Origin of the sequence: Salimicrobium flavidum, from assembly GCF_900156645.1 — a bacterium.
GTDB classification, from domain to species: Bacteria; Bacillota; Bacilli; order Bacillales; family Halobacillaceae; genus Salimicrobium; species Salimicrobium flavidum.
The window spans coordinates 185766-210543 of the sequence record NZ_FTOC01000002.1 but is presented as its reverse complement, the minus strand read 5'-3'; the positions used below and the strand labels follow the sequence as shown (position 1 = coordinate 210543).

Here is a 24778-nt window from a genome sequence, read left to right as displayed (position 1 = left end):
CTTATTGTAATTGTTTCCACTGTTTTTCAAAATTCGTAAATGGGTCATCGGAGAGTTCCGGTTCTTCCTTTTTCCAATTCTTATAAATCAGGTACAACCCGTAAAGAGCAGCCACCCCAAGCAATGCAGGTAAGTTCGGTGTCACTATAGCCAGCACGATCAGTCCGACCACGAGCCAGCCGATTTTCCCTCCCGTAGATTCTGTTTTCATGAACTGTTTGAACACGAGATACAGCAGCCACACACCAATAGCGAGCATAATCAGCGGTCCGAGACTTGCCAGGATAATCGCGACAGCGGCCAAAGCCCCGACGAAAAGTAAAAATTGTTTCATTTCATCTCCTCCTTCATCTTCTATATTACAGAGAGGTGAGCTTCACGGTAATGAGCTGGAGACATATCTTTATATAAGCCCAGAGACGTAGAAATATGAAAAGCGTAATCCCCCTGCTTAGAAACCTAAGCTATAAGTAGACGTGTTCTCTTTTGGGGGACTTTTTCCCAAAAAGACATGGCTACTTATAGCTTAGGTTTCTGGGGGATGGAGCTGGACACGAAAAGCGGAGTCGTCCCGCTTAGAAGCACTCCAGCTTACGCCTTCTCGTCCCCGGACGGAGGAGGCCAAGGGCATTTGATGCATGTATGCGGCGCTCAGCAGGCACAATCTCGTCTAAGCACGTTATAACTACTATTTATACTGAACTCGGCTCTCCCCACACCCTGCGAACGCCGCAATTCGAAATGATATGAGGTGCTCACGCCACATCCCCGCGCCCGAACACTTCATAAATGCCTGGCCTCTGCTCCAGCTTACGCCTCCTCGTCCCCGGACGGAGGAGGCCAAGGGCATTTGATGCATGTATGCGGCGCTCAGCAGGCACAATCTCGTCTAAGCACGTTATAACTACTATTTATACTGAACTCGGCTCTCCCCACACCCTGCGAACGCCGCAATTCGAAATGATATGAGGTGCTCACGCCACATTCCCGTGTCCGAACACTTCATAAATGCCTGGCCTCTGCTCCAGCTTACGCCTCCTCGTCCCCGGACGGAGGAGGCCAAGGGCATTTGATGCATGTATGCGGCGCTCAACAGGCTCGATCTCGTCTGAGCACGTTATAACTACTATTTATACTGAACTCGGCTCTCCCCACACCCTGCGAACACCGCAATTCGAAATGATATGAGGTGCTCACGCCACATTCCCGCGCCCGAACACCTCATAAATCTCCACAAAAAAAAGTACAGGCTCCTAAAAGCCTGTACCAAAAACAACTCATTCAATAATCCTTAATTCTTTTGTCGTTTTCGTCAGCGTTTCATACCCGTCTTCTGTGATCAACACATCATCCTCGATACGCACACCACCGATAGCAGGGTTATAGATACCCGGTTCAATCGTAAAGGTCATCCCCGGTTGCAGCGTATCGTCATTCAGATGACTCATCGAAGGAAACTCATGGACATTGATTCCGAGACCGTGCCCGATGCGGTGCGGGAAGTAGTCACCGTACCCCGCTTCTGTAATGATATTTCTAGCCGCCTGATCCAAATCACCAATCCTTCTCCCGGGCCTGCTCAGCTCAAGCGAGGCCGCTTCGGCGCGTTTCACCGTTTCATAGATTTCCCGCTGCTGTTCATCCGGCTCACCGAAGGCCACGGTCCTCGTGATATCCGAAGTATACCCTTTCCAGACGACTCCGAGATCGAACAGAACGAGGTCCCCTTTTTTCAGGCGGCGATCTCCCGGGTTCCCGTGAGGATGCCCGGCCTTTTCCCCGAACAGAACCATGGTGGAAAAGGACATTTCACGAACGCCGCGCTTTTTCATTTCGAACTCGATCGTCGCCAGCACTTCCATTTCTGTAACACCTTCTGATAGTGCGGCTACTCCAGCTTCAACGCCTTCATCAGCCAGTGCCGCAGCCTCCCGCATAATACTGATTTCCTGTTCATCTTTCACTGCGCGCTGACGGTCCAGCATCTCCGTTACGTCCTGGACTTCCGATACTCCGAGAGCCATGAACAGTTGCTTCGCACGTCCGTGAGACAGATGCTCTTCTTCGACACCGATAGTATGTACAGAAGAAGCGAATTTTCTCAGGCTCTCCCAAGGGTCTTCATGATCCTGATAAGCTATGATTTCTCCTTCGAACCCGGCTTCTTCAAGCTGTGCTTTCTCCATCGCAGGAAGTACGGCCACCTCTTTGCCATCCGAAAAAACGAGCAGGCCGAGAAGGCGCTCATGCGGGTCTGTCAAAAAACCTGTCAGGTAAAAAAAGTTCTCCTTCGCATTGATAAATGCTGCGTCTACATTCTCCTCTTGCAATTTTTCACAAAATACGTCCAATCTTCGTTTCATTGTCATCCCTCCTCTCCCTATCGTATCGGACGAAAGATAACTTGCCAACTTAATGAGAATTTTTCAACAATGTCGCTTTTGCTATTTTTCTTTCCCCGCTATTCTGTATAATGAATGGGCAGGAAGGAGTGGAATTATGGATCGCACACGTTTTCTCGTAAAAACTTCAGCCGTTTATGCCTTTATCGGGGCCTTCATCGGCTCTCATATGGCCGGAGGCGGAGGGCTGGAACTTTCGGCTATCCACGCCCATATTCTCGTCGTCGGATGGCTTTCTCTATTCGCCTTCGCGATGTTTTATAAGGTCTTCCCTATCCCGAAAGAATCAAAGCTCGCACTTGTTCATGTATGGGGGTCCTTCATTGGTGTGTTCGGACTCACCCTCGGGATGTGGCTGTACTATACGAACCCGATTCCGGGACTCGAAACGTTCAATACCGTCTTCTTCATCGTAGGAGGCACGATTCTACTGATCGCTTTCGCTGTCTTCCTCGTGATCGCTTTCAAACATGGCAAGTACATCTCGGAAGACTAAAAAAGCTGTCCCTCCATTCCATGCGAATGGTCGGGACAGCTTTTTTTGAATTTGGTTCTATTACCGTTTTTGCGATTTTTCTTTGCCGGCCGGCCAGAAAGCGTACCTGCCGAGAACTTTGGTGATTGCCGGAACCAGGAACGGCCGGACGACGAACGTATCGATCAGGACACCGATAGCCGTGACCGTACCGAACTGAACGAGCACCTGAAGCGGTAGCACAGCCAGAACAGCGAATGTACCGGCGAGGATCAGACCGGCGGAGGTAATGACACCGCTTGTACTGCTGACCCCGTCACTGATCGCATCATCCAGGTTCATACGTTCTCTGTTTTTCCAAATACTCGAAATCATAAAGATGTTGTAATCATTCCCAAGTGCTACCAGGAACACAAAGGAATAGAGCGGGATCAACCCCTGCATGGCAGGCTCTCCCATAATATAATGAATGATGATCCAGCCGAGTCCAAGAGCCGACAGGTATGATAGTCCGACGGTCAGCAGCAGATAGCCCATCGCCACAATCGATTTCAGATAGGTGACGAGAATCAGGGCTATGATGAGGAGGACAACCGGAATGACAAGATTCTGGTCATTGCTCGTCACCTGCTCGGTATCATAGAGGCCGGCCGTTTCCCCGTTGATCCATACCTGATTTTCAGGAGATTCCACTCCGGCTTCCAAGAGCCATCCTTCCACTTCATTTTTCAACTCGGGTACGAAAGCGACAGCTTCCTCCGAGTAAGGATCGATGGACAGCGTGACGCTGTACTGCTGATACTCAGCATTCTCCTCACCTACCTCAGGCTCTCCCGCCGATTCGACGTTTTCAAGAGATGCAATATCCTCCTGAAGGGACACATCTTCATCTGTACGGATGAGCACCTGCATCGGAGCGACTTCCCCGTCCGGATAGTGCTCCCCGATGATGGAAAACCCTTCCCGGGACGGCATATCATCCGGGAACGAATCGAATACTCCATACGTATAGTTGATCCGCGGGACAAACAGCGCCAGCACCCCGAGAACAACGACAGTAACGATGATAATCGTCCAGGGTTTCTGCACTGTCAGCTTTCCTACCCATCCGCTGAACCAGCTTCTCGTTCTCGGACGGCGTACTTTTTTGCCTTTCTTCTCTTCGATTTCCTTGATCATCCCTTCCGTACGAGGAATGAACGGGAAGAATGCCACTCTGCCAAGGAGAGCAAGAATTGCCGGAAGTAAGGTCAAGACGGCAATAGCCATAATGATTATTGCGACACTGAACGGTACGGCAAAGCGGTCATATGAAGCATACTGGGCTATCACGAGAGTGAACAGACCCGCAGCCGTAGTCAGTGCACTGACTATAATAGCACCCCCGGAGTGGGAGATCGCTTTTGTCAGTGCTGCGTATTTGTTCGGTTCCATAAGAAGTTCATCACGGTAGCGTGTAATCAGAAACAGACAGTAGTCCGTCCCTGCCCCGAAGAGGAGAACAGTCATAATCGAAACCGCCTGACTGTCGACCACAATCCATCCCTGGTCTGCCATGAATCCGAGCAGTGGACTGATGATTCCATAGGCGAAACCGACACCGATCAGAGGGACGACCGCCAGAATCGGGGAACGATACAATATTACAAGAAGGGTCAGGACGAGAAGCACGGTAGCAATCAGAAGCGTTACGTCAGCGGTACTGAAAAGCTCCGTGGAGTCGATTTGGATTCCGACAGCACCCGTGTACCGGACGTGCATTCCGTCTTCGGATAAATCCGTGTCAAAATAATTCTCTCCGGTTATTTCTGTAATACGCTCCTGCAAGGTAGAAAGGATGGGCTGTAGATCATCCGTCGTCGCATCTGTACTGAAAAAAATCGGTGTCGTCAATGCTTCTTCATTTTCCGAAGCGGATTCCAGCAGTGCCTGTGGCGGCAACTCGGCGAACGGCGGTATCATGGATTGATACTCGAGAGGTTCTTCTTCCAGATTCTGATAGAGTTCATTTATATTTTGCAGATCTTCTTCTTCAAGCCCTCCATCTCTGTGCCAGACGAGAAGAAGAGGTACACCGGCATCATTCGGAAATTGTTCCTCCGCAATGTTCGATGCTTCCACCGACATCGTATCCTCCGGAAGCAGCTGGCTTCCTCCGGTCGTCTCGTCGTTCACCTGCGGCCATACGACAGAGACGATAGCCACCAGGGCTATCCATATAAGTAAAGTAATCCATCTCGTTTTAGAAGCTGCTACTATCTTTCCCCAATTTTTCAATACACTCCTCATCCCTTCACCTGTTTTTTACATGGCTCTGTTATCGTTCATCGTTGATTTTCGTTCTACGGGTGGAAGCTTGCCGCGAGCATGAACGTAAACTCCCCACCCTTCGTTCCTACAATCAACAACAGGCTTAACAGAGCCTTTTTTATAAGTACATCTTTAATTATAATTATATATACTGGTAAGTTAATTATCTAGTTATTTGTTTCATGGTATAATCAGGAAAACATCGTGTATCAGGAAAGGTGGGGCGTTATGGATAAGGGACAAAGGAAGGCACCGGGTCGTCCCAGGACTTCCGAACAGAAGCAACCGACTTATGAAGCCATTTTGCAATCTGCGGCAACACTATTCATGGAATTCGGTTACCAGCGAGTTTCCATTGATGACGTCGCCCACCAGGCCGGTGTCACCAAAGCCACCGTTTACTACTATTATGAAACGAAAGCGGATCTATTCACAAAAACGATGGAGAAAATGATGGAAAACATCAGTGTACAGATGGAAAAAATGCTGGAAGAGGAAGGCACCTTGTATGAGAAACTCTTACGCATCACGGACGCTCATTTGAAAGCCACCTTTCACATAGACCTGGAGAGCATTCTCCGTGAAACGAAAACCTCGCTCTCCGACAACCAGCTCAAAGCGACTCAGGAAGCGGAAGAAGCGATGAATACGACGCTTGAAAAAGCGTTCACCCGAGCTATGGAAACTGGGGAAGTACCGGATGTCCCTTTGAAATTCGCTGTCCAGACATATGTCACGCTTCTCCGTGTCGGAAACTATCGTGACCAGGAGAACCTCCCCCTCTTTCCGACCACCGAGGAGACGGCACAGGCGATTGTCGACTTCTACTGGAGAGGTATGTTTCCGAACTAATAAAGAATAGTTGATAAGTACCCTTTTCCTTCCCTAATGAAACAGGCACCCTCACGTCGAGGATGCCTGTTTTTTCTGCTGTCTCCATCTTGTATTCTGTAGATAAGATTCTTCGAGACGGGTTGCTGTGACAGCGGCTACAAATGCAAGACCTCCATCCTTCACCAAAAACGGGACCATGCTTGCCCAAGCAGCCAGATAGCTGATGCCAGCTCCCTCTCCTACCCACAGAGATAAAGCCATATAAAACCACGTAACACCAATGGAATAATTGACTACAAGCCCTGCAAAAGCGGCTATCACATAATTCGAAAACTTTTTCCGTTTCTCTGTAAAAGCCCCGGAAACAAAGGCGATTCCCATAAAGGATAGAATGAATCCGAATGTCGGATCGATGAAGCTGCCCATTCCTCCGGCGAAACCTGCGAAAACAGGAACCCCGATCAAGCCGACCACCATGTATACGAACATCGCGAAAGCACCACGTTTTTTCCCCAGAATAAGCCCCGCAAGAATAGCCACGAATGTCTGCAGAGTAAGTGGCACTCCCATCACCGACAGAAACGGTGCAATAGCTGTAATATTCGCTCCGATTGCCATCAGAGCCACGAACATCGCCCCGACCGTAATATCATATGTACGCATGTGTTAACCCTCCAATTCTTTTAAGTTAACAATAATAAACAACACCCTTTGTGTCAACCTATAAAATGAATAGGTTGACTCATTCAGGTTGCCATTCTTCAGGTAATAGCTGCTGGTAGACCGGAGTCAGAAACCGGTCGTCCACGAACTGGATCACACCGTAATCTTCTTCGGAACGAATAAGTCTTCCCCCGGCCTGGAGAACTTTGTTCATACCCGGATACACATAAGCGTAATTGTAGCCGTTCTTCCCCTGACTCTGGAAATATTTCTGGATCAGTTCTTTTTCGATATTCCTTGGTGGGAGAGCAACACCGACAATAGCCACACCGCGAAGCCTGTCGCCTTTCAGATCCACTCCTTCTGAAAACACTCCTCCAAGCACGGCGAACCCGATGATTTCACTATCTTCCGTGAACTGGGAAAGGAACTCCGTTTTCCTCTCCTCGTCCATATTCCGCTCCTGAACGACCACCTGAGCCTCCCACTCTTTGGTATAGGAATGAATGAGATCCAGGTAATGGTAGGAAGGAAAGAAAAAGAGATGGTTTCCGGGGTGGGCTTCCACCTGTCGTTTCAAGCTTTCACTCACTTCCTTCGCCGTACGTTCCCGGTCTTTGAAGCGGGTGGATAACGGCGTGAAAACTGTCCGGATCTGTTCTTTTTTGAAAGGGGAAGGCAACCGCAGAATATAATCCTCCGGCGTTCCCCCGAGCATTTCTTTGTAATAGGCGAACGGAGACAGGGTGGCTGAAAAATAAACGGAGAACCGATATGCTTCCGTAACTCTTCGGACCACCATTCGCGGGTTGAGACAATACAGCTTCAGTTCCTCTTTCATTTTACCGATATAGACGAAGTTTTCATCTTTCTGTTCAACCATATTGAGAAAATGCTGGCTCCCGAAATAAGCGTTCATGACCGCTTCTTCCTGTTCTTCCGGAAGAAGATCGCGTAAATACGATTCGGTCTCTTCCACAAATGCTTCGATTCGCTCTTCCATCACACCCGGGATATCTTCCATCGAGAACTCTTCTTCGTTTCCGGAAAAAAGAGCGTTTATATCCGAAGCGATCGAGGTGGATAGCGCCCCTATCTTCTCAGACGTTACCAGGGACGGGATAGCTTCGAAATCAGTGGAAAGAAGTGATGCGGAATACATATCCCTCGCTCTCTCCACCAGGTTATGCGCCTCATCGACCAGCAGACCCATCTTTTTAGTGCGGTCCCGGGACAGTCGTTTCAGTGCGACCCTCGGATCATATACATAATTATAGTCACCGACGACGATGTCGGCGGCGTACGTCAGATCAAGCGAAAATTCAAACGGACATATATGATGTTTCCTGGCGTAGTCTTCGATGACTTCACGGGTTAACAGCGACTCCCTCGTCAAAATATCGACGAGTGCCCCGTTGATGCGATCGTAGTAACCGTCGGCAAACGAACAGTATTCCGGCTGACAGATCGTCTCTTCCTGAAAACAGATTTTATCCTTCGCAGTGAGGGTCACCGAAGTGAGCGACAACCCTTCCCCCTGCATGAGACGGATCGCTTCTTCCGCCGTTTCCCTTGTCGTCGTTTTAGCCGTGGCATAATAAAGCTGATCGAATTCTCCGCTCTGCATCGCTTTCACGCCGGGAAACAAAGACGAGATCGTTTTGCCGATACCCGTGGGCGCCTGGGCGAACAACGCTCTCCCCTCCGTCGCTGCACGGTAGACACTCCCTGCAAACGTACGCTGTCCTTCCCGGTACGAAGGGAAAGGGAAGCGCAGTTCGGGAATCGTTTTCTGCTTCTGTTCGTGCATACGAAGAAGCACCGAGGCGTATGGGGTATACGCCTCCACCATATATTGAACGGCTGCCTCCAGCTCTTGTACAGAGAGGTAGCGGCGGAACCGTGCCTTCTTTTTCGTCGTCTTCTGTACATAAGTCAATTGGACATTTACACCAGCCAACTCTTCACGTCTGCAGTAAAGGAAAGCATAGCCATATGCTTGCCCCCAATGGACCGGAAATCGGTCTTCCTCCAACTCTTCCAATTCGAGAGAGGTAGATTTTATTTCATCAATGACCGGTCCGTCTTCCTCCTGCAAAATACCATCACAGCGTCCATGGATGTGAAAGCTCATCTGCTTTGTGTCATATATATATTCAAGATACACTTCTTTTTCTTCTGTTTCTTTATATTCCTTCTGAATGGCCTGATGGATGGCCGTCCCTTCTGTCAGCGCTTTAGAAGAACGGAACCTCTCATCAATATCTCCTTTTCTATGTGCATACTCCGCCAGTTCCCGGACAGAAATTTTCATCGATGTCATCATTCATCACCTTTTTCCCTTTCAGACTGTCGTATGTATATTATACACCCCCCGAAAAGTGGTATAATAAAAAAGGAAAGTGGAAGCCCCCTTTTTAGAAACCTAAGTCATAAGTAGCCATGTCCTCTTTTGGGTGTTTTCCCCAAAAAGACATGGCTACTTATGACTTAGGTTTCTGGGGGCTGGAACTGGACCAAAGGAAAGCGGAGCCACCCCGTTTAGAACTACTGGCATAAGCAGAACGGGCAGACGAAATTCAACTTAAAAGAGACTCTGTTATCGTTCCTAATTGATTTTCATTTTTACGGGTAGAAGCTTCCCGCAAGCGTCTCCACCCTTTGTTCTGAAATCAACAACCGTCTTTAACAGAGCCAAAAGAAAAATAATTACTCAGGTGACTATATATGATGAAAAAATGGATAATGGTCAGTATATTTGTGCTGCTGGTAAGTCTTTCCGGCTACTTCTGGCTCTCAGATAACGATCAGGAGGCACAAGACCCCACCACAACCCCGGTGGAAGAATCCACCGAAGACCCCGCATCTTCAGAGGAAGATAACAGCACCCAGGAAGAAGAACAGGAAGAAACGACGGATTTGAGCGAAGACATAAGAGAAGCATTCTCAAGTGTTCTGGAAAATGCAAGGAATATCTTCGTACAAAACGACTTGCACATTACAGCGATGGGGGATTCTCTTACACAAGGAGTCGGGGATAATACGGATAACGGAGGATATGTAGGTATTCTCGAAGACTCTCTCAATCAAAACAGTGATACCACTGCAGAAACAGTGCAGATCGATAATTTCGGTAAAAGAGGAAATCGTACAGAACAGCTGCTTGAACGGATGGAAAAAGAAGAAATACAAGAGTCTATCCGCCAGGCCGATATTGTCCTTATCACCATCGGAGCAAACGACGTCATGAAAATCATAAAGGATAACGTGGCTTCCCTCGACTACCAACAGTTTGTCGAAGCCCAAAACGAGTATGAACAAAACTTGCGCGAGATTTTCATAAAAACGAAAGAACTGAACCCCGATGCCGAGATCCACTTGCTCGGAGTATACAATCCTTTCGACAAGTATTTTAATCATATCCCCGAACTGAACCAGATCGTGAGTGACTGGAATCGGATCAGCAAAGAAGTTCTCTCGGAATTCAATAATACAGAATTCATCCCTATCCGTGACATTTTCGAAACCGCGGAAGAGGATATTCTATGGGAGGATAATTTCCACCCTAACGAAGTCGGGTATAAACGAATGGCAGAACGCGTGTTAGAATATATCAGAGAAGACATTGAACAACAGTAGTATAGGTGGAGTGTAGAGTGAAACGTTTAAAAGACATCATTATGGAAAACAAATGGCGCAGCGCTTTTTTTGGCCTCGTGCTCATCAATCTTGGTATTGTCCTCTGGCTTTTGGCTCTTATTTTTCTTCCGACTGATTATACTCTCGTGAACGTCGATAGAGAACGCACGAACACGGATGCCGAGTTCACTATTATATCGACAAAAGACAACCTGGAGCAACTGACGAACGAATATTTGAATGAAATGTCGTCCGAAACCATATTCAACTATTCCATCTCCCTGGAGGAATACGTAGAACTGCGCGGAAACGTCCGGGCGTTCGATCAGGTCATCCCTATCACCGTGAAATTGGAACCGGTGGTACAGGAAAACGGCGATCTCATATTGGAACAGCAGGATATCTCTCTTGGAAAACTTCCGTTGCCGAGCAACAAAGTACTTGAGTTCGTAGAGAAAAACTACGAGCTTCCTGAATGGGTGCGAGTAAACCCGGACGAAGAAAACATTTACGTAGCCCTGACCCAAATGGAAACAGAAAGTAATTTCCAGTTAGCAGCGGACCGTTTTAATTTGAATTCTGATCAAATCGCCTTTAAAATAGCTGTACCCAAAGACAGTTTCCAACTGGCCCAACAGGTAGTCGCGAATAACGATATGGAATTCAATATCGACTCCCAGTAAAGGATGTGAACACATGGATGTAGTAAACAATATCGCCGACCTTATCGGTAATACTCCTCTCGTGAAACTGAACCGGCTGGCACCGGAGAATGGGGCCACCATTTATATGAAACTCGAACGATTCAACCCGAGCGGAAGTGTCAAAGACCGTGCCGCCTTCGAGATGATGAAACAGGCTGAAGAAGATGGCCGCCTGAAACCAGGCGCTACAATCATTGAACCGACAAGCGGTAACACCGGCATCGGCCTTGCGATGAATGCAGCAGCCCGTGGCTACAAAGCCCTTCTGGTGATGCCGGACACGATGACCCAGGAACGCATCAACCTTCTGAAAGCTTACGGGGCAGAGATTTACCTCACCCCGGGAGAGGAAAAAATGCCGGGTGCCATTGCTAAAGCAAAGGAGCTTACCGAAGAAATCGAAAACAGCTTCATGCCGATGCAATTCGAAAATTTCGCCAACCCGGATGCCCATCGGCACACAACTGCTATAGAAATCAAGGAAGCGATGGAAGAGCTGGGTAAACCTTTGTCCGCCTTCGTTTCCACCGCAGGGACCGGAGGCACAATTACAGGAACCGGGGAAGAACTCAAAAAGTTTTATCCGGACGTTAGTATCCACGTTGCTGAACCGGCCGGCTCCCCAGTCCTCTCAGGTGGAAAACCAGGCAAACACAAACTGGTCGGGACCAGCCCGGGTTTCATTCCGGACATACTGAATCAGGACGTGTACGATGAGATTCTTCAGATAACGGATGAAGATGCCTACGATATTACAAGGAGACTTGCCAGAGAAGAAGGATTGCTTCTCGGGACCTCCTGCGGTGCAAGCTGTTGGGCCGCTATTGAAGTAGCCAAGCGTATGGAACCCGAGGACGTCATCGTGGTCATCGCACCTGACACCGGAGAAAGATATCTTTCCGGAGATTTGTTCCGGTTCTGACCGAAAAATACGAAGAGTCTGGGACAAAAACTGTTTTTACGTTAAAAATCCGAACAATATTGTTCGGATTTTTGTATACCTTCTTTTATGAAATGATACATAAGAAAAAACACGTCGCTTTCCATGGGCCCGTCTTCAGCTGAATGGATCTTCAGCTCGTGCTGTTCCCATAGGAGTCTCCGTGTTTTTCTTCGAATATTCGTTTTTGCACATCTGCTATATGTTCTGTTCCAGCCCCTTTTCTACTGGAATCTTCCACTTTTCTTTGTCACATCCGGTAAAAATCCCGGAAACGCAGATGCCATCCCATATGGAAAGAAAGAAGACGAAGACAGAGCACCGCTGCAAAAAGGCTGTACATCTGCACGACACTGCCAAGGTCCACCCAGCCCATACCCGCCACAAATCCGGCGGCCATCGCCCACACTGCATATATTTCCTGATGCAGTACCATGGGGCGGCGTTGAGCGAGCACATCACGAGTCATTCCTCCCCCGACACCGGTCAACAGGGAGGCGAACATAACTCCCCCGAGCGGAAAGCCCTGGTCTATTGCAAACATTGCTCCCCCCACCGCAAATGCCGACAGCCCGACGGCATCCGTATACACATTCCATTTATCCATAAACATCACCCAGCTTTTCGGAAAGAAGTAAGCGATGGTGATCGTAGCTACTGCTACATAAAAAAATACCCCCTGCTCCCACACATGGACGACCGGCACATCAAGGGCGATGTTACGTATGATCCCCCCTGCGAAAGCCGTAGCGATTCCCAGCATATACGTTCCAAAAATATCATATCGTTCACTCATAGCTACTATCGCTCCACTGAACGCAAAAGCCATGACTGCAATCATGTTCATTATGTCCCAGGCCATACTTCTTCCTCCGTTTCTTCTGTCTGTTTGGAAATATATCACACTTTTCGTTTGAAGAGGAGATGCTTTGACTTTTTTCTTTTTTTCTTATATAATTATCTTGAATTCAAGATAAAGGAGGCGATTTCGTGGATATCAAGGGCATTCACCACGTATCAGCCATTACAAAATACGCACAGGATAACTATGATTTTTATACAGAAGTAATGGGGATGCGTCTCGTCAAAAAAACCGTCAACCAGGACGATCCGTCGATGTATCACCTGTTTTATGCCGATGCAAAGGGCTCCGCAGGTACAGATTTCACATTCTTCGAAATACCGATGCTCGGGAATACCTACGAGGGAACAAACAGCATCTCTACCACTACACTTCGCGTACCGGACGATGAAGCTCTATCATTCTGGAAAGAGCGACTGGAGGCAGAAGAACTTGAAATAGAGCCGATCATCGAACGTTTCGGACGTCGCATGCTTTTCTTCCGCGACCCTGAAGGCCAGCGTCTGGCACTTGTCTCGGACGAAAACAATTCAGGAATCGCTCCCGGCATCCGTTGGAAAACGAGTGACATCCCTGAAAGTTTTGCAGTCCAGGGTCTCGGACCTGTTTATTTCACCGTTCCTCAACTGGAACCTACAGAACAGGTGCTTACAGATATATTGGGATTCACAAACGTGGATCACGAAGACGACATCCATCGATTTTCCACTGGAGAAGGCGGAACAGGAGGAGAAATTCACGTAGTCGTAGATGCTTCTCTTCCAAGAGAACGCCCGGGAAAAGGTAGCGTTCATCACGCCGCCTTTCGTGTCCATGACAGAGAAGAATTGGAGAAATGGGTGGACCGTGTGCAAAATGCGGGACTCATCAACTCAGGACTTGTGGATCGTCACTATTTCCAATCGCTTTATTTCCGTGAACCGAATCATATCCTCATTGAATTGGCTACGGACGGCCCGGGCTTTGACACTGATGAACCTATGGAGAGACTTGGAGAATCCCTGGCGCTGCCGCCGTTTCTCGAAGAACGCCGCGAAGAAATCGAAGCGAACCTGAAACCGATTCATAGCAGTCACTGGAAATGATTTTTTCACCTTTAAGACTACCTTCTTTCCGTAACGGGTACACCGATTACAGAAAGAAGGTGTTTTTTTGACGAAACAACGGTTACTTATAATGTATGCAGCCTTCACTCTGATGATTCTTGTGAACGCATTGGCGAATATTCTTCCTCTGAATGGCTACACTACCGGGGAAGTATCGAATGAATACGATGTCTTTTTCACTCCCGCCGGCTTCACTTTCAGTATCTGGAGCGTCATTTACCTGTCTTTGCTGTACTGGCTGATCAGGTTCACGCTCAAAAAGGAGGAGGGAAACACTTCTCTCTTTTTCCTTTTCCTACTCACCTGTTTGTTCAATATTACATGGATTGTCGTTTGGCATTATCTTCTGGACGGGTTATCACTCGTAGTGATTTTGCTCCACTTCGTCTCGATCTATGTATTATACAGAGCTCAGAAGACGGCAAACCCGAATTGGACATACACCTTCCCTATCTCGTTGTATCTTGGATGGATCATCGTCGCTTCACTCACCAACATGCAGTATTGGCTCGTAGCGAGCATCGAAGTCAGCGATTCTCTACAGTGGACCATAGCCTATACGGCTATTTTTCTGGTTCTGTTGTCAGGAATCTATTTTCTTAAAATAGAGAAGGACAAAGTGGTGCCCCTAGTATTTCTCTGGTCGTTATTTGGCGTTGCAGCAAAGAATTTCAGTGACCATCCTCTATTTGCAGGTGTTGTCCTGAGTACTATAGTGCTTCTTTTCGCCGTATGGTTCAGACATTTGATTAAGGCCATAAAGAAGGAGTAAACTGAAGACTACGTATTTCATTTATAAAAGGAAGGAACCAATTTTTTTCTATGAAAAAACAGCCATCATCAGAAACATTTCAATCCTTGAAAAAAGCTTCGGAAAAAGTATTCGACCTGATTACGACTCACCTGGGTGTACAGACCGCTTACGTCGCGAAACGTGATTCTCATGCTATGACCGTCCTCAGCTCCATCAACAACAAAGAAGAGCTGGTACCTGAAGGGTTAGAGGTCGAATATAGCGGTGCGGTATGCCGGGTGGTCATTTCCGGTGAAAACAATACGCTGAACTCATCGAATCTCGAGAAGGATGAGCTTACAAGAGAACTAGAAATTGCGAACGATTTGAAGATGAAAGGCTTCCTCGGCGTCACACTCCGTGATGATAAAGGAGAAGTATTCGGTACCCTTTGCGTGTTGGACCAAGAGGAAAAGAACTTCTCAGAAGAAGACGTGGAATTCCTACAGTCCATAGCAAATGTACTTTCTTACTTGATTGAACTCGACCATACCCAGTTCAACATGGCTCTGCTCAACGTTCCGATTCTTCCGATCACTGAGGGAGTATCCGTTTTGACATTACAAGGAATCGTTGATGAGGATCGTGCAGCAAAACTGACAGCGGATGTACTAAATTACGCCTCTCAGAACTCTATCGACTATTTTGTCATTGAAATGTCAGGTCTCGTCGTCATCAATAATGAATTCCCTTATGTAGTCGTCGAAATCATCCAGGCTCTTAAAGTAATGGGGATTGAGCCTATCATGACAGGTATAACCCCTTCCATAGCCATGCAGGAAACAGGCACGGACGCTTTGCAGAAATTGGATGTGAAAACAGTATCCAGCATTGAACAAGCGCTTGTTCATATCGGATTCAAGCTTATCGAATCTTGAAAAAGTCCAGATAAGTGAAACAGTTCTACAAAATATTAGTTAAATAGAAAAACCGCCGGATTTCCGGCGGTTTTTCTAATGAAAAGCACTATATTATTGATTCAGGCGATCTTTCACCCAGTTGATCAGACCACCAGTTTCCATAATTTCAATCTGACGTTCGGATAGCGCATGTTCCACTTTTATTTTCTTATCTTTGCCTTTCACTTCGACTTCCAGCTGGTTTCCTTCATGTATTTTATCACGAAGGCCGGTGAAAATAAGCGTATCACCCTGACTGATTTCATCCCAGTCGCTTTCATTGACAAAAGTGAGTGGGAGGACACCGAAGTTGGCAAGGTTCTGCCAGTGGATACGGGCAAAGTCCTGTACGATAGCGACTTTCATACCGAGGAAGCGCGGAGCAAGGGCTGCGTGTTCACGACTGGACCCTTGGCCATAGTTCGTTCCTCCGACTACTGCATGGCCTCCATCATCCCGGGAATCCATAGCTCTGTCATAGTACGTTTCATCCACGATTTCAAACGTGAACTTACTTATCTCCGGAAGGTTACTGCGGTATGGAAGCACCCGTGCACCACCTGCAAGTATCTCATCCGTGGAAATATCATTACCCATCTTAAGAAGCACAGGAAGTTCCATATCGTTCGGAAGTTCATCCATCTTCGGAATAGAAGCGATATTAGGACCTTTCACAAGTTCATAATTTTTCGCTTCTTCTTCAGAGACAGGGAGATCCAGCAATTGCGCATCTACCGTCGGTTCTTCCGGCATTTCCACTTTCGGATAGTCGAACCCTGCATTTCTCGGGTCGGTGATTTTACCGAATAATGCAGATACAGCCGCTGTTTCCGGGCTACATAGGAATACGCTGTCTTCTTTCGTACCAGAACGTCCCGGGAAGTTTCTAGGTGTGGTACGCAAACTATTCCGACCTGTTGCCGGCGCCTGACCCATACCGATACATCCATTACAGCCAGCCTGGTGAAGACGTGCGCCGGCTTGAAGGAAGTTTGCGATATGACCATGTTTCGACAAATCAATCAGCATCTGACGGGATGTAGGGTTCAAATCAAGGGAAATACCCTCAGCAATATGACGCCCCTCCACGATTTTTGAGGCTATCGCAAAATCGCGGAAACCAGGGTTCGCTGAAGAACCGATATAAGACTGATAAATAGATTCGCCTTCCACTTCGCTGACAGGTACGACGTTCCCGGGACTGGACGGTTTCGCGATCATAGGAACGAGCTCGGATAAGTTGATTTCATCATGACGGTCATATTCCGCCCCTTCATCCGGTTTCAATTCGATCCATTCATCTCCGCGTCCTTCTTCTGTCATGTAACGCTTCGTTTCTTCGTCGGACGGAAAGACCGTACCGGTAGCACCGAGTTCTGCACCCATGTTTGCGATAACGTGACGATCCATCGCGGTCAGGTTTTCAAGTCCGGGACCATAGTATTCAAATACATGGTTCACGCCGCCTTTTACGCCGTGGCGGCGAAGCATTTCCAAGATAGCATCCTTAGCGCTGACCCATTCCGGCAGCTCTCCTGTAACTTTCACGCCCCAGACCTTCGGCATTTTGACGTGGAACGGCTCTCCTGCTATTGCCATCGCAACGTCGATACCACCGGCACCGATAGCAAGCATTCCCATACAGCCGTTGGCACACGTATGACTGTCCGAACCGAGAAGAGTTTTCCCTGGACGTGCCAGACGCTGCATGTGTACAGGGTGACTTACTCCGTTACCGGGACGACTATAGTATAATCCGAATTTTTTTGCCGCACTTTCAAGAAACAGGTGATCATCCGGGTTCTTACTATCCTCTTGGATCAGGTTGTGGTCCACATACTGAGCGGAAGCTTCCGTTTTAGCACGGTCTATCCCCATAGCTTCCAATTCAAGCATCACCATTGTACCTGTTGCATCCTGAGTCAGTGTCTGATCGATAGTCAGACCTATTTCAGCCCCAGGTTTCATTTCACCTTCCACTAAATGATCTTTGATTAATTTTTGTGTAACATTATAACTCACCCAAGACCCTCCTCATTAAATAAAGTCTCCTATGTTTATATTTCCTCCTCTACCTTTACCCGATTAATAGGAAAATTATTCATTTGATTAATGAAAAGCGGAAGCTCCCGTTTAGAAATACTGGCATAAGCAGATCGGTCAGGAAAAAAGCGCCTTTTCTTTTTTCTGATCCGGACTGCTTATGACACGAATTTCTGGGAGCTGCAGCTAGACATGAAAAGCGTAGCCACCCTGTTCAGAAGTTTTAAGATAAGTGGGCGGACCCCGGTTCGGGTGGCCTGCCCCCAAAAAAGGAAGAGTCTCTTATCCGTTCACTGATTTCCTATCAAAAAGAACACGCAACTTATGCGTGCTCCTTCTCATAATAATGATTCAATTCTTTTACTGGATAAGTATTCTCAAGTGTCGAGAATATCATCTCTTCGTTCATCCATCGATTCATTTCTACGGCATCAATCTCATCGTAGGATTTATCTTCCGTAAACGCTTCGAGGAATTTCAGAGATTCCTTCATTCTGCCGAGAGTGCGGCGATTATCCGTTTTTGTGAGGATTACTTTTTTCGAATGATCGAGCAGATCTTTTTTATATTCCTCTTTCACATCAAGCATCTGCAGCAATTGTTTCAATGAACCGCGAAGAACGTTGTCGATGTTTTCGTACTGTTGTTCTTCCAGGCCGAAAAGTATCAGAGTCAGCGCTGTCCGATCATTCATCAGAATAAGACCGTCTCTGTCCCCGAACGTGAAGTGGTTCATCTGCCAACGGTAAATCTCAGGCAGTTCCCTTTTATCGAATTCCTCCCTTTTCATCGGAAGGGATGCAGCTAATTTTTCTGTAACTCCAATTGTAAACATTCATCTCACCTCTTCTTTTCCCAGTGTAGCACGCAAAAAGTAATCCTGCAGTTCAAAAACTGCAGGATTTATTTCACGCGCCTTGCGAAGTCGACGAATTGGAATTTATCCGGTCTGTGCCTGGATTCTGTGTACTGGAACAAGGTAGCATCCGAAAGATAAACGTAACTCCGGATCACGACGACCTGATTATGCTCTTGCAGATCCAGGTATCGTTCATCCTCTTCTGTAGTCCGTTCTACAACAATCTGCTTTTTCGCGAAACTTATCTCGAGACCTAGTTCTTCTTCGATGTACTCATAGATCGATTGTTCCGCAATTTCCTTCGTCAATCCCTTGATGTAGTCCTGACGAAGGTAATCTTTGTCGAGTATGATCCGCTCTCCGTTGATTTCACGGCTCCTGATCACATTCCATACCCGGATATCATCTTCGCAACCAAGTGCTTTTTGAAGCTCCTCCCCAGGCACTGAAAGGAAAAGTTGCTCCACCGTCGTACGGATATCCCCTCCGAACTGTTCGGAAAGCTCTTTGAAGCTGGTAAGCCCGGATACCGGAAATTCGAATTTGCTATGATCGAGTACGACCGATCCCTTTCCACGGACCTTATGGATATACCCATTCTGGACCAACAGATTCAACGCCTTGCGGATCGTCTCCCGTGACGTGTCATACGCCTCTTTCAGTTCATGTTCCGACGGGAGCACTTCCCCAGCATAGTATTCCCCCCGCTGGATCCGCCGGACGAGTTCATTATAAATCGTAAGAAATTTGTTCTGCATATTTTTCACCATTCACTAGTATATCAGTATTTGTTCATATGATAAACGACAGATTCGTACGGCCTGAGCACCATATCAGTAGCAAGGGACGGCGCATCCTCGTGGTTAGAAATCAACACGTCCGCTCTTTCGACGAGATGTTCCGGCAACTGTACTTCTGTTTTCTTCCCGTAAAAGTTACTAAGGATAATCAGACGTTCTTCCTCCGTTTCCCTTTTGAAAGCGAAGAGAGAGTCGTCCTCTTCAAGCAACAGTTCATAATCTCCGTAAGTGATGATCTCATGTTGTTTTCTTAGACGAATCAGTTTCTGATAAAACTGAAAAACGGAATCCTCCGCTCGCAACTCATTTTCCACATTGATGGTTTTATAGTTATCCGGAACGTCGATCCACGGCGTCCCCGTCGTAAATCCGGCGTTCAGCTCACTGTTCCACTGCATAGGCGTCCGGCTATTATCCCGGGATTTCTGTTTCAAGATTCCGATGATTTCTTCTTCCGATTTACCGGCCTCTTTCATCATTTCATAACTGTTGAGAGATTCTACATCTCTGTACTCCTCGATGGAATCAAAACCAGGGTTCGGCATCCCTATTTCTTCGCCCTGGTAAATATAAGGCGTCCCTTTCATCATGTGCATCGTCGTGGCAAGCATTTTTGCAGAAGTGACCCGATATTTGAAATCATCCCCGAAGCGTGAAACGACACGCGGCTGATCATGGTTGCACCAGAACAGGGCGTTCCATCCCCCTCCTTCGTGCATGCCTTTCTGCCATTCGCTCAAAATACGCTTCAGTTCCTGCAGGTCAAAAGGGGCTTTTGTCCATTTCTCCCCGTTCGGATAGTCGACTTTCAGATGGTGGAAGCTGAAGGTCATGCTCAACTCCTGACGCTCGGGACGAGTGTATTTCACGCAGTGATCGATCGTCGTCGAAGACATTTCCCCGACGGTCATCAAATCATAAGGCGCGAAAACGTTCCGATTCATTTCATGCATGAATTCATGAACGCGAGGCCCGTCTGTGTAAAACTTACGACCATCTCCCGTATCGTCGTTCGGAAAACGCTGGTCTTTTGAAACGAGATTGATGACATCCAGCCGGAAACCGTCGATCCCTTTTTCCGCCCAATGCTTCATCATCTCATAAACATCTTTTCGTACATCTTCATTCTCCCAATTCAAATCCGCCTGGGTCACGTCGAACAGATGCAGATAGTACTGGCCTGTATCTTCATCGTATTTCCACGCATTCCCTCCGAACTTCGACTGCCAGTTCGTCGGCCCTTCTCCGTCTACAGGATCTTTCCAAATATAATAATCCCGATACGGATTGTCTTTCGACTTCATGGACTCCTGGAACCATTTGTGCTCGGTCGAAGTATGATTCACGACGATATCCATAATCACTTTCAATCCACGTGCGTGTGCTTCTTCAAGAAGACGATCGAAGTCCTCCATCGTTCCGTATTCTTCATGAATATCAAAATAATCACTGATGTCATATCCATTATCATTCTGCGGCGATTTATAAACCGGCGTCAGCCAGATGACGTCTACGCCGAGATCACTGATGTAATCAAGTTTTTCTATGATTCCCTGGATATCTCCGGTCCCGCTTCCTGTCGTGTCATTGAAGCTTTTTGGATAAATCTGATAAACCACCGCTTTTTGCCACCAAGGTGCTGTCGTCATGTAAACGCCTCCTTTTTCTTTTCCTAATCAAGCAGCCGTGCTAGGAAGAACCCACACGGCTGACTTAGTTATACATCACGTTTTCGTTTGGCATAGAGATAGGTTGCTGTAAGAGGAAGAACGATGACAATCGCCATTCCGATCAGGAAATCTCCCCAGTACTGATTCATGATGGAGAAGATTCCCGGCACTCCGCCGACACCGATCGATGTGGCGAGCACGCCTTGAGAAGCGATATACATCCCGGCAATACCGGAAGATATAAGGGATATGACGAACGGATACTTGAACCGTAAGTTCACCCCGAACAATGCCGGTTCTGTAATACCGAGCCATGCGGATAACCCGGAAGAACCACTCAACCCTTTCAATTTCTCATCTTTCGTAGCAAGGAAAATTGCGAAAGCCGCGGAACCTTGAGCGATGTTGGATAAAGCGAGCATCGGCCAAAGGAACGTACTTCCTGTACTTCCAACGAGCTGAATATCGACTGCAAGGAACGTATGGTGCATCCCCGTGATAACGAGCGCCCCGTAAAGACCACCGTACACAAGACCACCGAACCATGCTGCTACATCAAATAAAGCTACGAAACCGTCACTGATGCCGTTACCGACAGCGAACGTGACCGGACCGATCAGAATGAATGTAAGGAACCCTGTCACAAGGAGAGAAACCGGTGCCACAATAAGTAATTGGATGCTTTCCGGTATCCGTTTACGCAGGAACAATTCAATTTTCGTAAGTACCCAAGCAGCTACCAGCACCGGCAGGACCTGCCCCTGGTAACCGATCTTATCGACTTCAAGTCCGAACAGATTCCATACCGGAACTGTTCCCTCTTCCACAGCCTGACCGTAGCCATAAGCACTCAATAACTCCGGATTGACGAGCACCAGCCCGATCAGCATACCAAGGAGCGGTGTCCCTCCGAACCGTTTGGACGCCGACCAGCCGATCAGAGCCGGTAAGAACACGAAGGCCGTGTTCGCGATTACGATGATCATATTGGCAAGACCCGACCACTGCGGATACACATCAATGACCGACTGATCATCGAAGAATATCCCCGGCCCTGTAAGCAGGTTATTCAGACCGAGTAGAAGACCCGCTGTAATGATTGCAGGAAGTATCGGTATAAAAATATCTGCCAGCGTCTTCACTCCGCGCTGAAGCGGATTCATTTTCTCTTCTGTCTTTTCCTTCACTTCCTCTTTGGAAGCTTCTTCGATTCCAGCCAGTTCAACGAATTCCTTATAGACTTTATCCACTGTTCCTTGACCGATAACGACCTGAAACTGATTGTTCGCAGAAAACGAGCCCTTCACCGCATCAAGATTGTCCAGACGCTCCTGATCCACAATACCTTCATCGTTCAGCGCCAGACGTAGACGTGTGACACAGTGGGTCGCCGCGTTCACGTTTTCTTTACCGCCGAGAGCTTCTAATATCTGCTCCGCTTCTTTACGATAGTCCATATCTTCCCCTCCTCTATATATTCCTATAAGCAAAATTCAACCGCTTACAACCAAAACCCTTTTCTTGTATATACATCTTATAGTCTATATTATAATTTGTATATACAAGAATGACAACCCTTACATTTTTGAAATAAAGAAAAAGTCTGCTATCATGTGTATATACACATGTAAATAAAGAGAGGATGATTATGATGAAAAAGGCATTGCTTGTTGTAGATTACACAAATGATTTCGTACGGGATGATGGAGCTTTGACTTGCGGGGAACCCGGGCAAGTAATCGAAAAGAACATAGCCGGACACATACGTGACTTTGTCGAAAACAAGGAGGACGTTTTCTTTCTGATAGATGGGCACTACAAGGACGACCCCTGGCATCCGGAAACAGAATTGTTCCCACCTCACAATATAATAGGGACAGAGGGAAGAGAACTGTATGGAGAAGTGAAAACCGTTTATGAACAATACCGGCACGAATCCTTCGTCCATTACCTGGACAAAACGAGATACAGCGCCTTTGCGGGCACAGGGCTCGACCTTCTCTTACGGGAAAGGAAAATTGAAGAAGTGCATATCATAGGTGTCTGTACAGACATATGTGTGCTCCATTCCGCTATAGATGCTTACAACCTAGGTTACCCGATCACCGTCTATCAAAACGCAGTGGCCACTTTCAACCCTCAAGGCCATGAGTGGGCACTCGAGCATTTCAAATCCTCTCTCGGTGCAGTCGTAACATGATGGAAGTTCACAAATTTTCTATTTGAATTAAAAGTGAAAATCGCATATGATGAATGATGGACAATTATGATTATACGGATTTTCACTTATATAAAATAGAAAATAGGAGGAATCATCATGAGCTCAGATTACCGAGTTCTTCTTTACTACAAATATGTTGATTTACCTGATTATGAAGAGTACTGCGCTGATCATCTTCAGTTCTGTAAGGACCTTGGACTTCGCGGCCGCATCATTGTAGCGCCGGAAGGTATCAATGGCACGGTTTCCGGAACTGTGGAACAGGTCGAGGAGTACATGGAATATGTCCGCTCCGATGAGCGTTTTGCAGATATCCATTTCAAAATTGACGAACACGAAGGACATGCCTTCAAAAAAATGCACTGCCGCGTAAAACCGGAGCTGGTCAAATGGGACCTTGAAGAAGACGACATCGATCCGAAAACGTTCGGTGGACAGCACCTGAAGCCGAAAGAATTCCGTGAAATGCTTGAGGATGAAGATACAATCGTGATTGATGGACGTAATGAATATGAATATCGAATCGGTCATTTCCGCAACGCCATCCGCCCGGAAGTGAACTTCTCCCGTGAATTCCCGGAATGGGTGGCCGAGAAAGCGGACGAATGGAAAGATAAGAAAGTCATCACGTATTGTACCGGCGGGATCCGCTGTGAGAAGCTGACCGGTATTCTCAAGAAAAACGGCGTGGAAGACGTCTATCAGCTCGAAGGCGGCATTACGACCTACAGCAAAGACCCGGAAGTCCAGGGAGAATTGTTCGATGGAAAGATGTATGTTTTCGATGAACGCATTTCCGTCCCGGTCAACCAGAAAGAAGAAGTGGTCGTAGCGGAATGTGAACACTGCGGTAAAAAAGAAGACCGGATGATCAACTGCTCCAACCCTGGCTGTAACCGTCAGTTCGTTTGTTGTGAAGACTGTGAGAGAGAGTATCACGCAGCCTGCACTACAGAGTGCAAAGAACACCCAGAAAACCGCTGGGACCCGGAACTCGGCACCCAAATCGACAAATATACACGTATGGAAAAAGAAAAGCAGAGCCATTCCGTTTAGAAACTCTAAGATAAGCGGACGCTCCTGGCTTCGGGCGACCTTACCCGAAACAGGGGTGGCCGCTTATATTATTGGTTTCTGAATGGCGCAGCTGGACAAGAAAAGCGGAATCACCCCGTTTAGAAGCGCTGGCATAAGCAGGAAGCTTACTTTTTGGGTGACCTTGCCCGAAAATAAGATTTCTGCTTATGACATGAGCTTCTGGGTGATGCAGCTAGAAAAGAAAAGCAGAGCCATTCCGTTTAGAACACTCACTATATTTAAAGGAGCTTGGGACAAAACTAAATAGTACAAAACAAAAACCGAACGATAGTGTTCGGTTTTTGTTTTGTACGCTGTTTATAAAAGGATAAATAGAACAACCCATCACTTTCCGCGGGCACGGCCTCAGCTAAATGGATCAAGCAATCCACTTTCCATTGGATCTTCAGCTCGTGCTGTTCCCACAGAAGTCTCCTTATTTTTCTTCTATTAAACATAGGCATCCATTCGAAGATTCCAG

General features: G+C 47.2%; 21 protein-coding genes. 10 read left to right on the top strand and 11 right to left on the bottom strand.

Features of this window, described 5'->3' with window-relative positions; genetic code table 11:
• Position 1: 1 nt before the first annotated feature.
• Together BW944_RS04300 and BW944_RS04295 are read right to left on the bottom strand one after the other, a co-directional pair.
• Positions 2 to 334 (bottom strand): lmo0954 family membrane protein, encoded by a 333-nt coding sequence (locus BW944_RS04300; protein WP_076557120.1) that lies wholly within the window; start codon positions 332 to 334, stop codon positions 2 to 4.
• 943 nt (positions 335 to 1277) lie between these two features.
• Entirely contained in the window at positions 1278 to 2363 is a 1086-nt protein-coding gene (locus tag BW944_RS04295) for a M24 family metallopeptidase (RefSeq protein WP_076557119.1), read from the bottom strand.
• Positions 2364 to 2499: 136 nt separating this feature from the next.
• On the opposite strand from BW944_RS04295, the gene BW944_RS04290 reads away from it, so the two are divergent.
• On the top strand, positions 2500 to 2898 hold the full coding sequence (locus tag BW944_RS04290; protein WP_076557118.1) for a hypothetical protein: 399 nt from the start codon (positions 2500 to 2502) through the stop codon (positions 2896 to 2898).
• Between the two features lie 60 nt (positions 2899 to 2958).
• Here BW944_RS04290 and BW944_RS04285 read toward each other — a convergent pair whose 3' ends face one another.
• Complete coding sequence (locus BW944_RS04285) at positions 2959 to 5166, bottom strand: MMPL family transporter (RefSeq protein ID WP_076557117.1); 2208 nt, start codon at positions 5164 to 5166, stop codon at positions 2959 to 2961.
• Positions 5167 to 5415: 249 nt separating this feature from the next.
• Between BW944_RS04285 and BW944_RS04280 the strand changes: the two genes are divergently transcribed.
• The gene (locus tag BW944_RS04280; RefSeq protein WP_076557116.1) at positions 5416 to 6039 is read left to right on the top strand and encodes a TetR/AcrR family transcriptional regulator; all 624 of its coding nucleotides are present in this window, start codon (positions 5416 to 5418) and stop codon (positions 6037 to 6039) included.
• Positions 6040 to 6090: 51 nt separating this feature from the next.
• On the opposite strand, the gene BW944_RS04275 is transcribed toward BW944_RS04280, so the two are convergent.
• Both BW944_RS04275 and BW944_RS04270 read right to left on the bottom strand, forming a co-directional pair.
• Complete coding sequence (locus BW944_RS04275) at positions 6091 to 6684, bottom strand: biotin transporter BioY (protein ID WP_076557115.1); 594 nt, start codon at positions 6682 to 6684, stop codon at positions 6091 to 6093.
• Between the two features lie 79 nt (positions 6685 to 6763).
• Positions 6764 to 9007: an ATP-dependent DNA helicase gene (locus BW944_RS04270; protein WP_084193616.1), complete on the bottom strand. Its 2244-nt coding sequence runs from the start codon at positions 9005 to 9007 to the stop codon at positions 6764 to 6766.
• Between the two features lie 407 nt (positions 9008 to 9414).
• Here BW944_RS04270 and BW944_RS04265 point away from each other — a divergent pair, with 407 nt between their 5' ends.
• Genes BW944_RS04265 through cysK form a run of 3 tightly spaced genes read left to right on the top strand, consistent with a single transcriptional unit; the run spans position 9415 to position 11949 of the window.
• Entirely contained in the window at positions 9415 to 10323 is a 909-nt protein-coding gene (locus BW944_RS04265; protein WP_234983108.1) for an SGNH/GDSL hydrolase family protein, read from the top strand.
• 17 nt (positions 10324 to 10340) lie between these two features.
• Positions 10341 to 11006, top strand: a complete 666-nt coding sequence (locus BW944_RS04260; protein WP_084193615.1) for a YpmS family protein — start codon at positions 10341 to 10343, stop codon at positions 11004 to 11006.
• Between the two features lie 13 nt (positions 11007 to 11019).
• Positions 11020 to 11949, top strand: a complete 930-nt coding sequence (gene cysK / locus BW944_RS04255) for a cysteine synthase A (RefSeq protein ID WP_076557112.1) — start codon at positions 11020 to 11022, stop codon at positions 11947 to 11949.
• A gap of 268 nt (positions 11950 to 12217) precedes the next feature.
• Here cysK and BW944_RS04250 read toward each other — a convergent pair whose 3' ends face one another.
• Positions 12218 to 12829, bottom strand: a complete 612-nt coding sequence (locus BW944_RS04250) for a trimeric intracellular cation channel family protein (protein WP_076557111.1) — start codon at positions 12827 to 12829, stop codon at positions 12218 to 12220.
• 128 nt (positions 12830 to 12957) lie between these two features.
• On the opposite strand from BW944_RS04250, the gene BW944_RS04245 reads away from it, so the two are divergent.
• From BW944_RS04245 to BW944_RS04235, 3 genes are all read left to right on the top strand, one after another.
• On the top strand, positions 12958 to 13914 hold the full coding sequence (locus BW944_RS04245) for a ring-cleaving dioxygenase (RefSeq protein WP_076557110.1): 957 nt from the start codon (positions 12958 to 12960) through the stop codon (positions 13912 to 13914).
• A gap of 67 nt (positions 13915 to 13981) precedes the next feature.
• Positions 13982 to 14707 (top strand): tryptophan-rich sensory protein, encoded by a 726-nt coding sequence (locus BW944_RS04240; RefSeq protein ID WP_084193614.1) that lies wholly within the window; start codon positions 13982 to 13984, stop codon positions 14705 to 14707.
• Positions 14708 to 14757: 50 nt separating this feature from the next.
• Positions 14758 to 15606, top strand: coding sequence for a GAF domain-containing protein (locus BW944_RS04235; RefSeq protein ID WP_076557109.1), 849 nt, complete (start codon positions 14758 to 14760; stop codon positions 15604 to 15606).
• 93 nt (positions 15607 to 15699) lie between these two features.
• Here the strand turns inward: BW944_RS04235 and BW944_RS04230 are convergent, their stop codons facing one another.
• The 5 genes from BW944_RS04230 to treP form a co-directional block, all read right to left on the bottom strand.
• On the bottom strand, positions 15700 to 17649 hold the full coding sequence (locus BW944_RS04230) for an aconitate hydratase (RefSeq protein WP_076557108.1): 1950 nt from the start codon (positions 17647 to 17649) through the stop codon (positions 15700 to 15702).
• 343 nt (positions 17650 to 17992) lie between these two features.
• Positions 17993 to 18505, bottom strand: a complete 513-nt coding sequence (locus BW944_RS04225) for a DUF6933 domain-containing protein (protein ID WP_076557107.1) — start codon at positions 18503 to 18505, stop codon at positions 17993 to 17995.
• A gap of 68 nt (positions 18506 to 18573) precedes the next feature.
• Positions 18574 to 19287, bottom strand: a complete 714-nt coding sequence (gene treR, locus BW944_RS04220; RefSeq protein ID WP_076557106.1) for a trehalose operon repressor — start codon at positions 19285 to 19287, stop codon at positions 18574 to 18576.
• Positions 19288 to 19310: 23 nt separating this feature from the next.
• Entirely contained in the window at positions 19311 to 20978 is a 1668-nt protein-coding gene (gene treC / locus BW944_RS04215; RefSeq protein ID WP_076557105.1) for an alpha,alpha-phosphotrehalase, read from the bottom strand.
• Positions 20979 to 21046: 68 nt separating this feature from the next.
• Positions 21047 to 22456 (bottom strand): PTS system trehalose-specific EIIBC component, encoded by a 1410-nt coding sequence (treP, locus tag BW944_RS04210; RefSeq protein WP_076557104.1) that lies wholly within the window; start codon positions 22454 to 22456, stop codon positions 21047 to 21049.
• Positions 22457 to 22647: 191 nt separating this feature from the next.
• Between treP and BW944_RS04205 the strand changes: the two genes are divergently transcribed.
• Together BW944_RS04205 and trhO are read left to right on the top strand one after the other, a co-directional pair.
• On the top strand, positions 22648 to 23199 hold the full coding sequence (locus tag BW944_RS04205; RefSeq protein ID WP_076557103.1) for a cysteine hydrolase family protein: 552 nt from the start codon (positions 22648 to 22650) through the stop codon (positions 23197 to 23199).
• Between the two features lie 117 nt (positions 23200 to 23316).
• A complete protein-coding gene (gene trhO, locus BW944_RS04200; protein WP_076557102.1) occupies positions 23317 to 24276 on the top strand; it encodes an oxygen-dependent tRNA uridine(34) hydroxylase TrhO in 960 nt (319 codons plus the stop codon).
• Positions 24277 to 24778 lie beyond the last annotated feature (502 nt).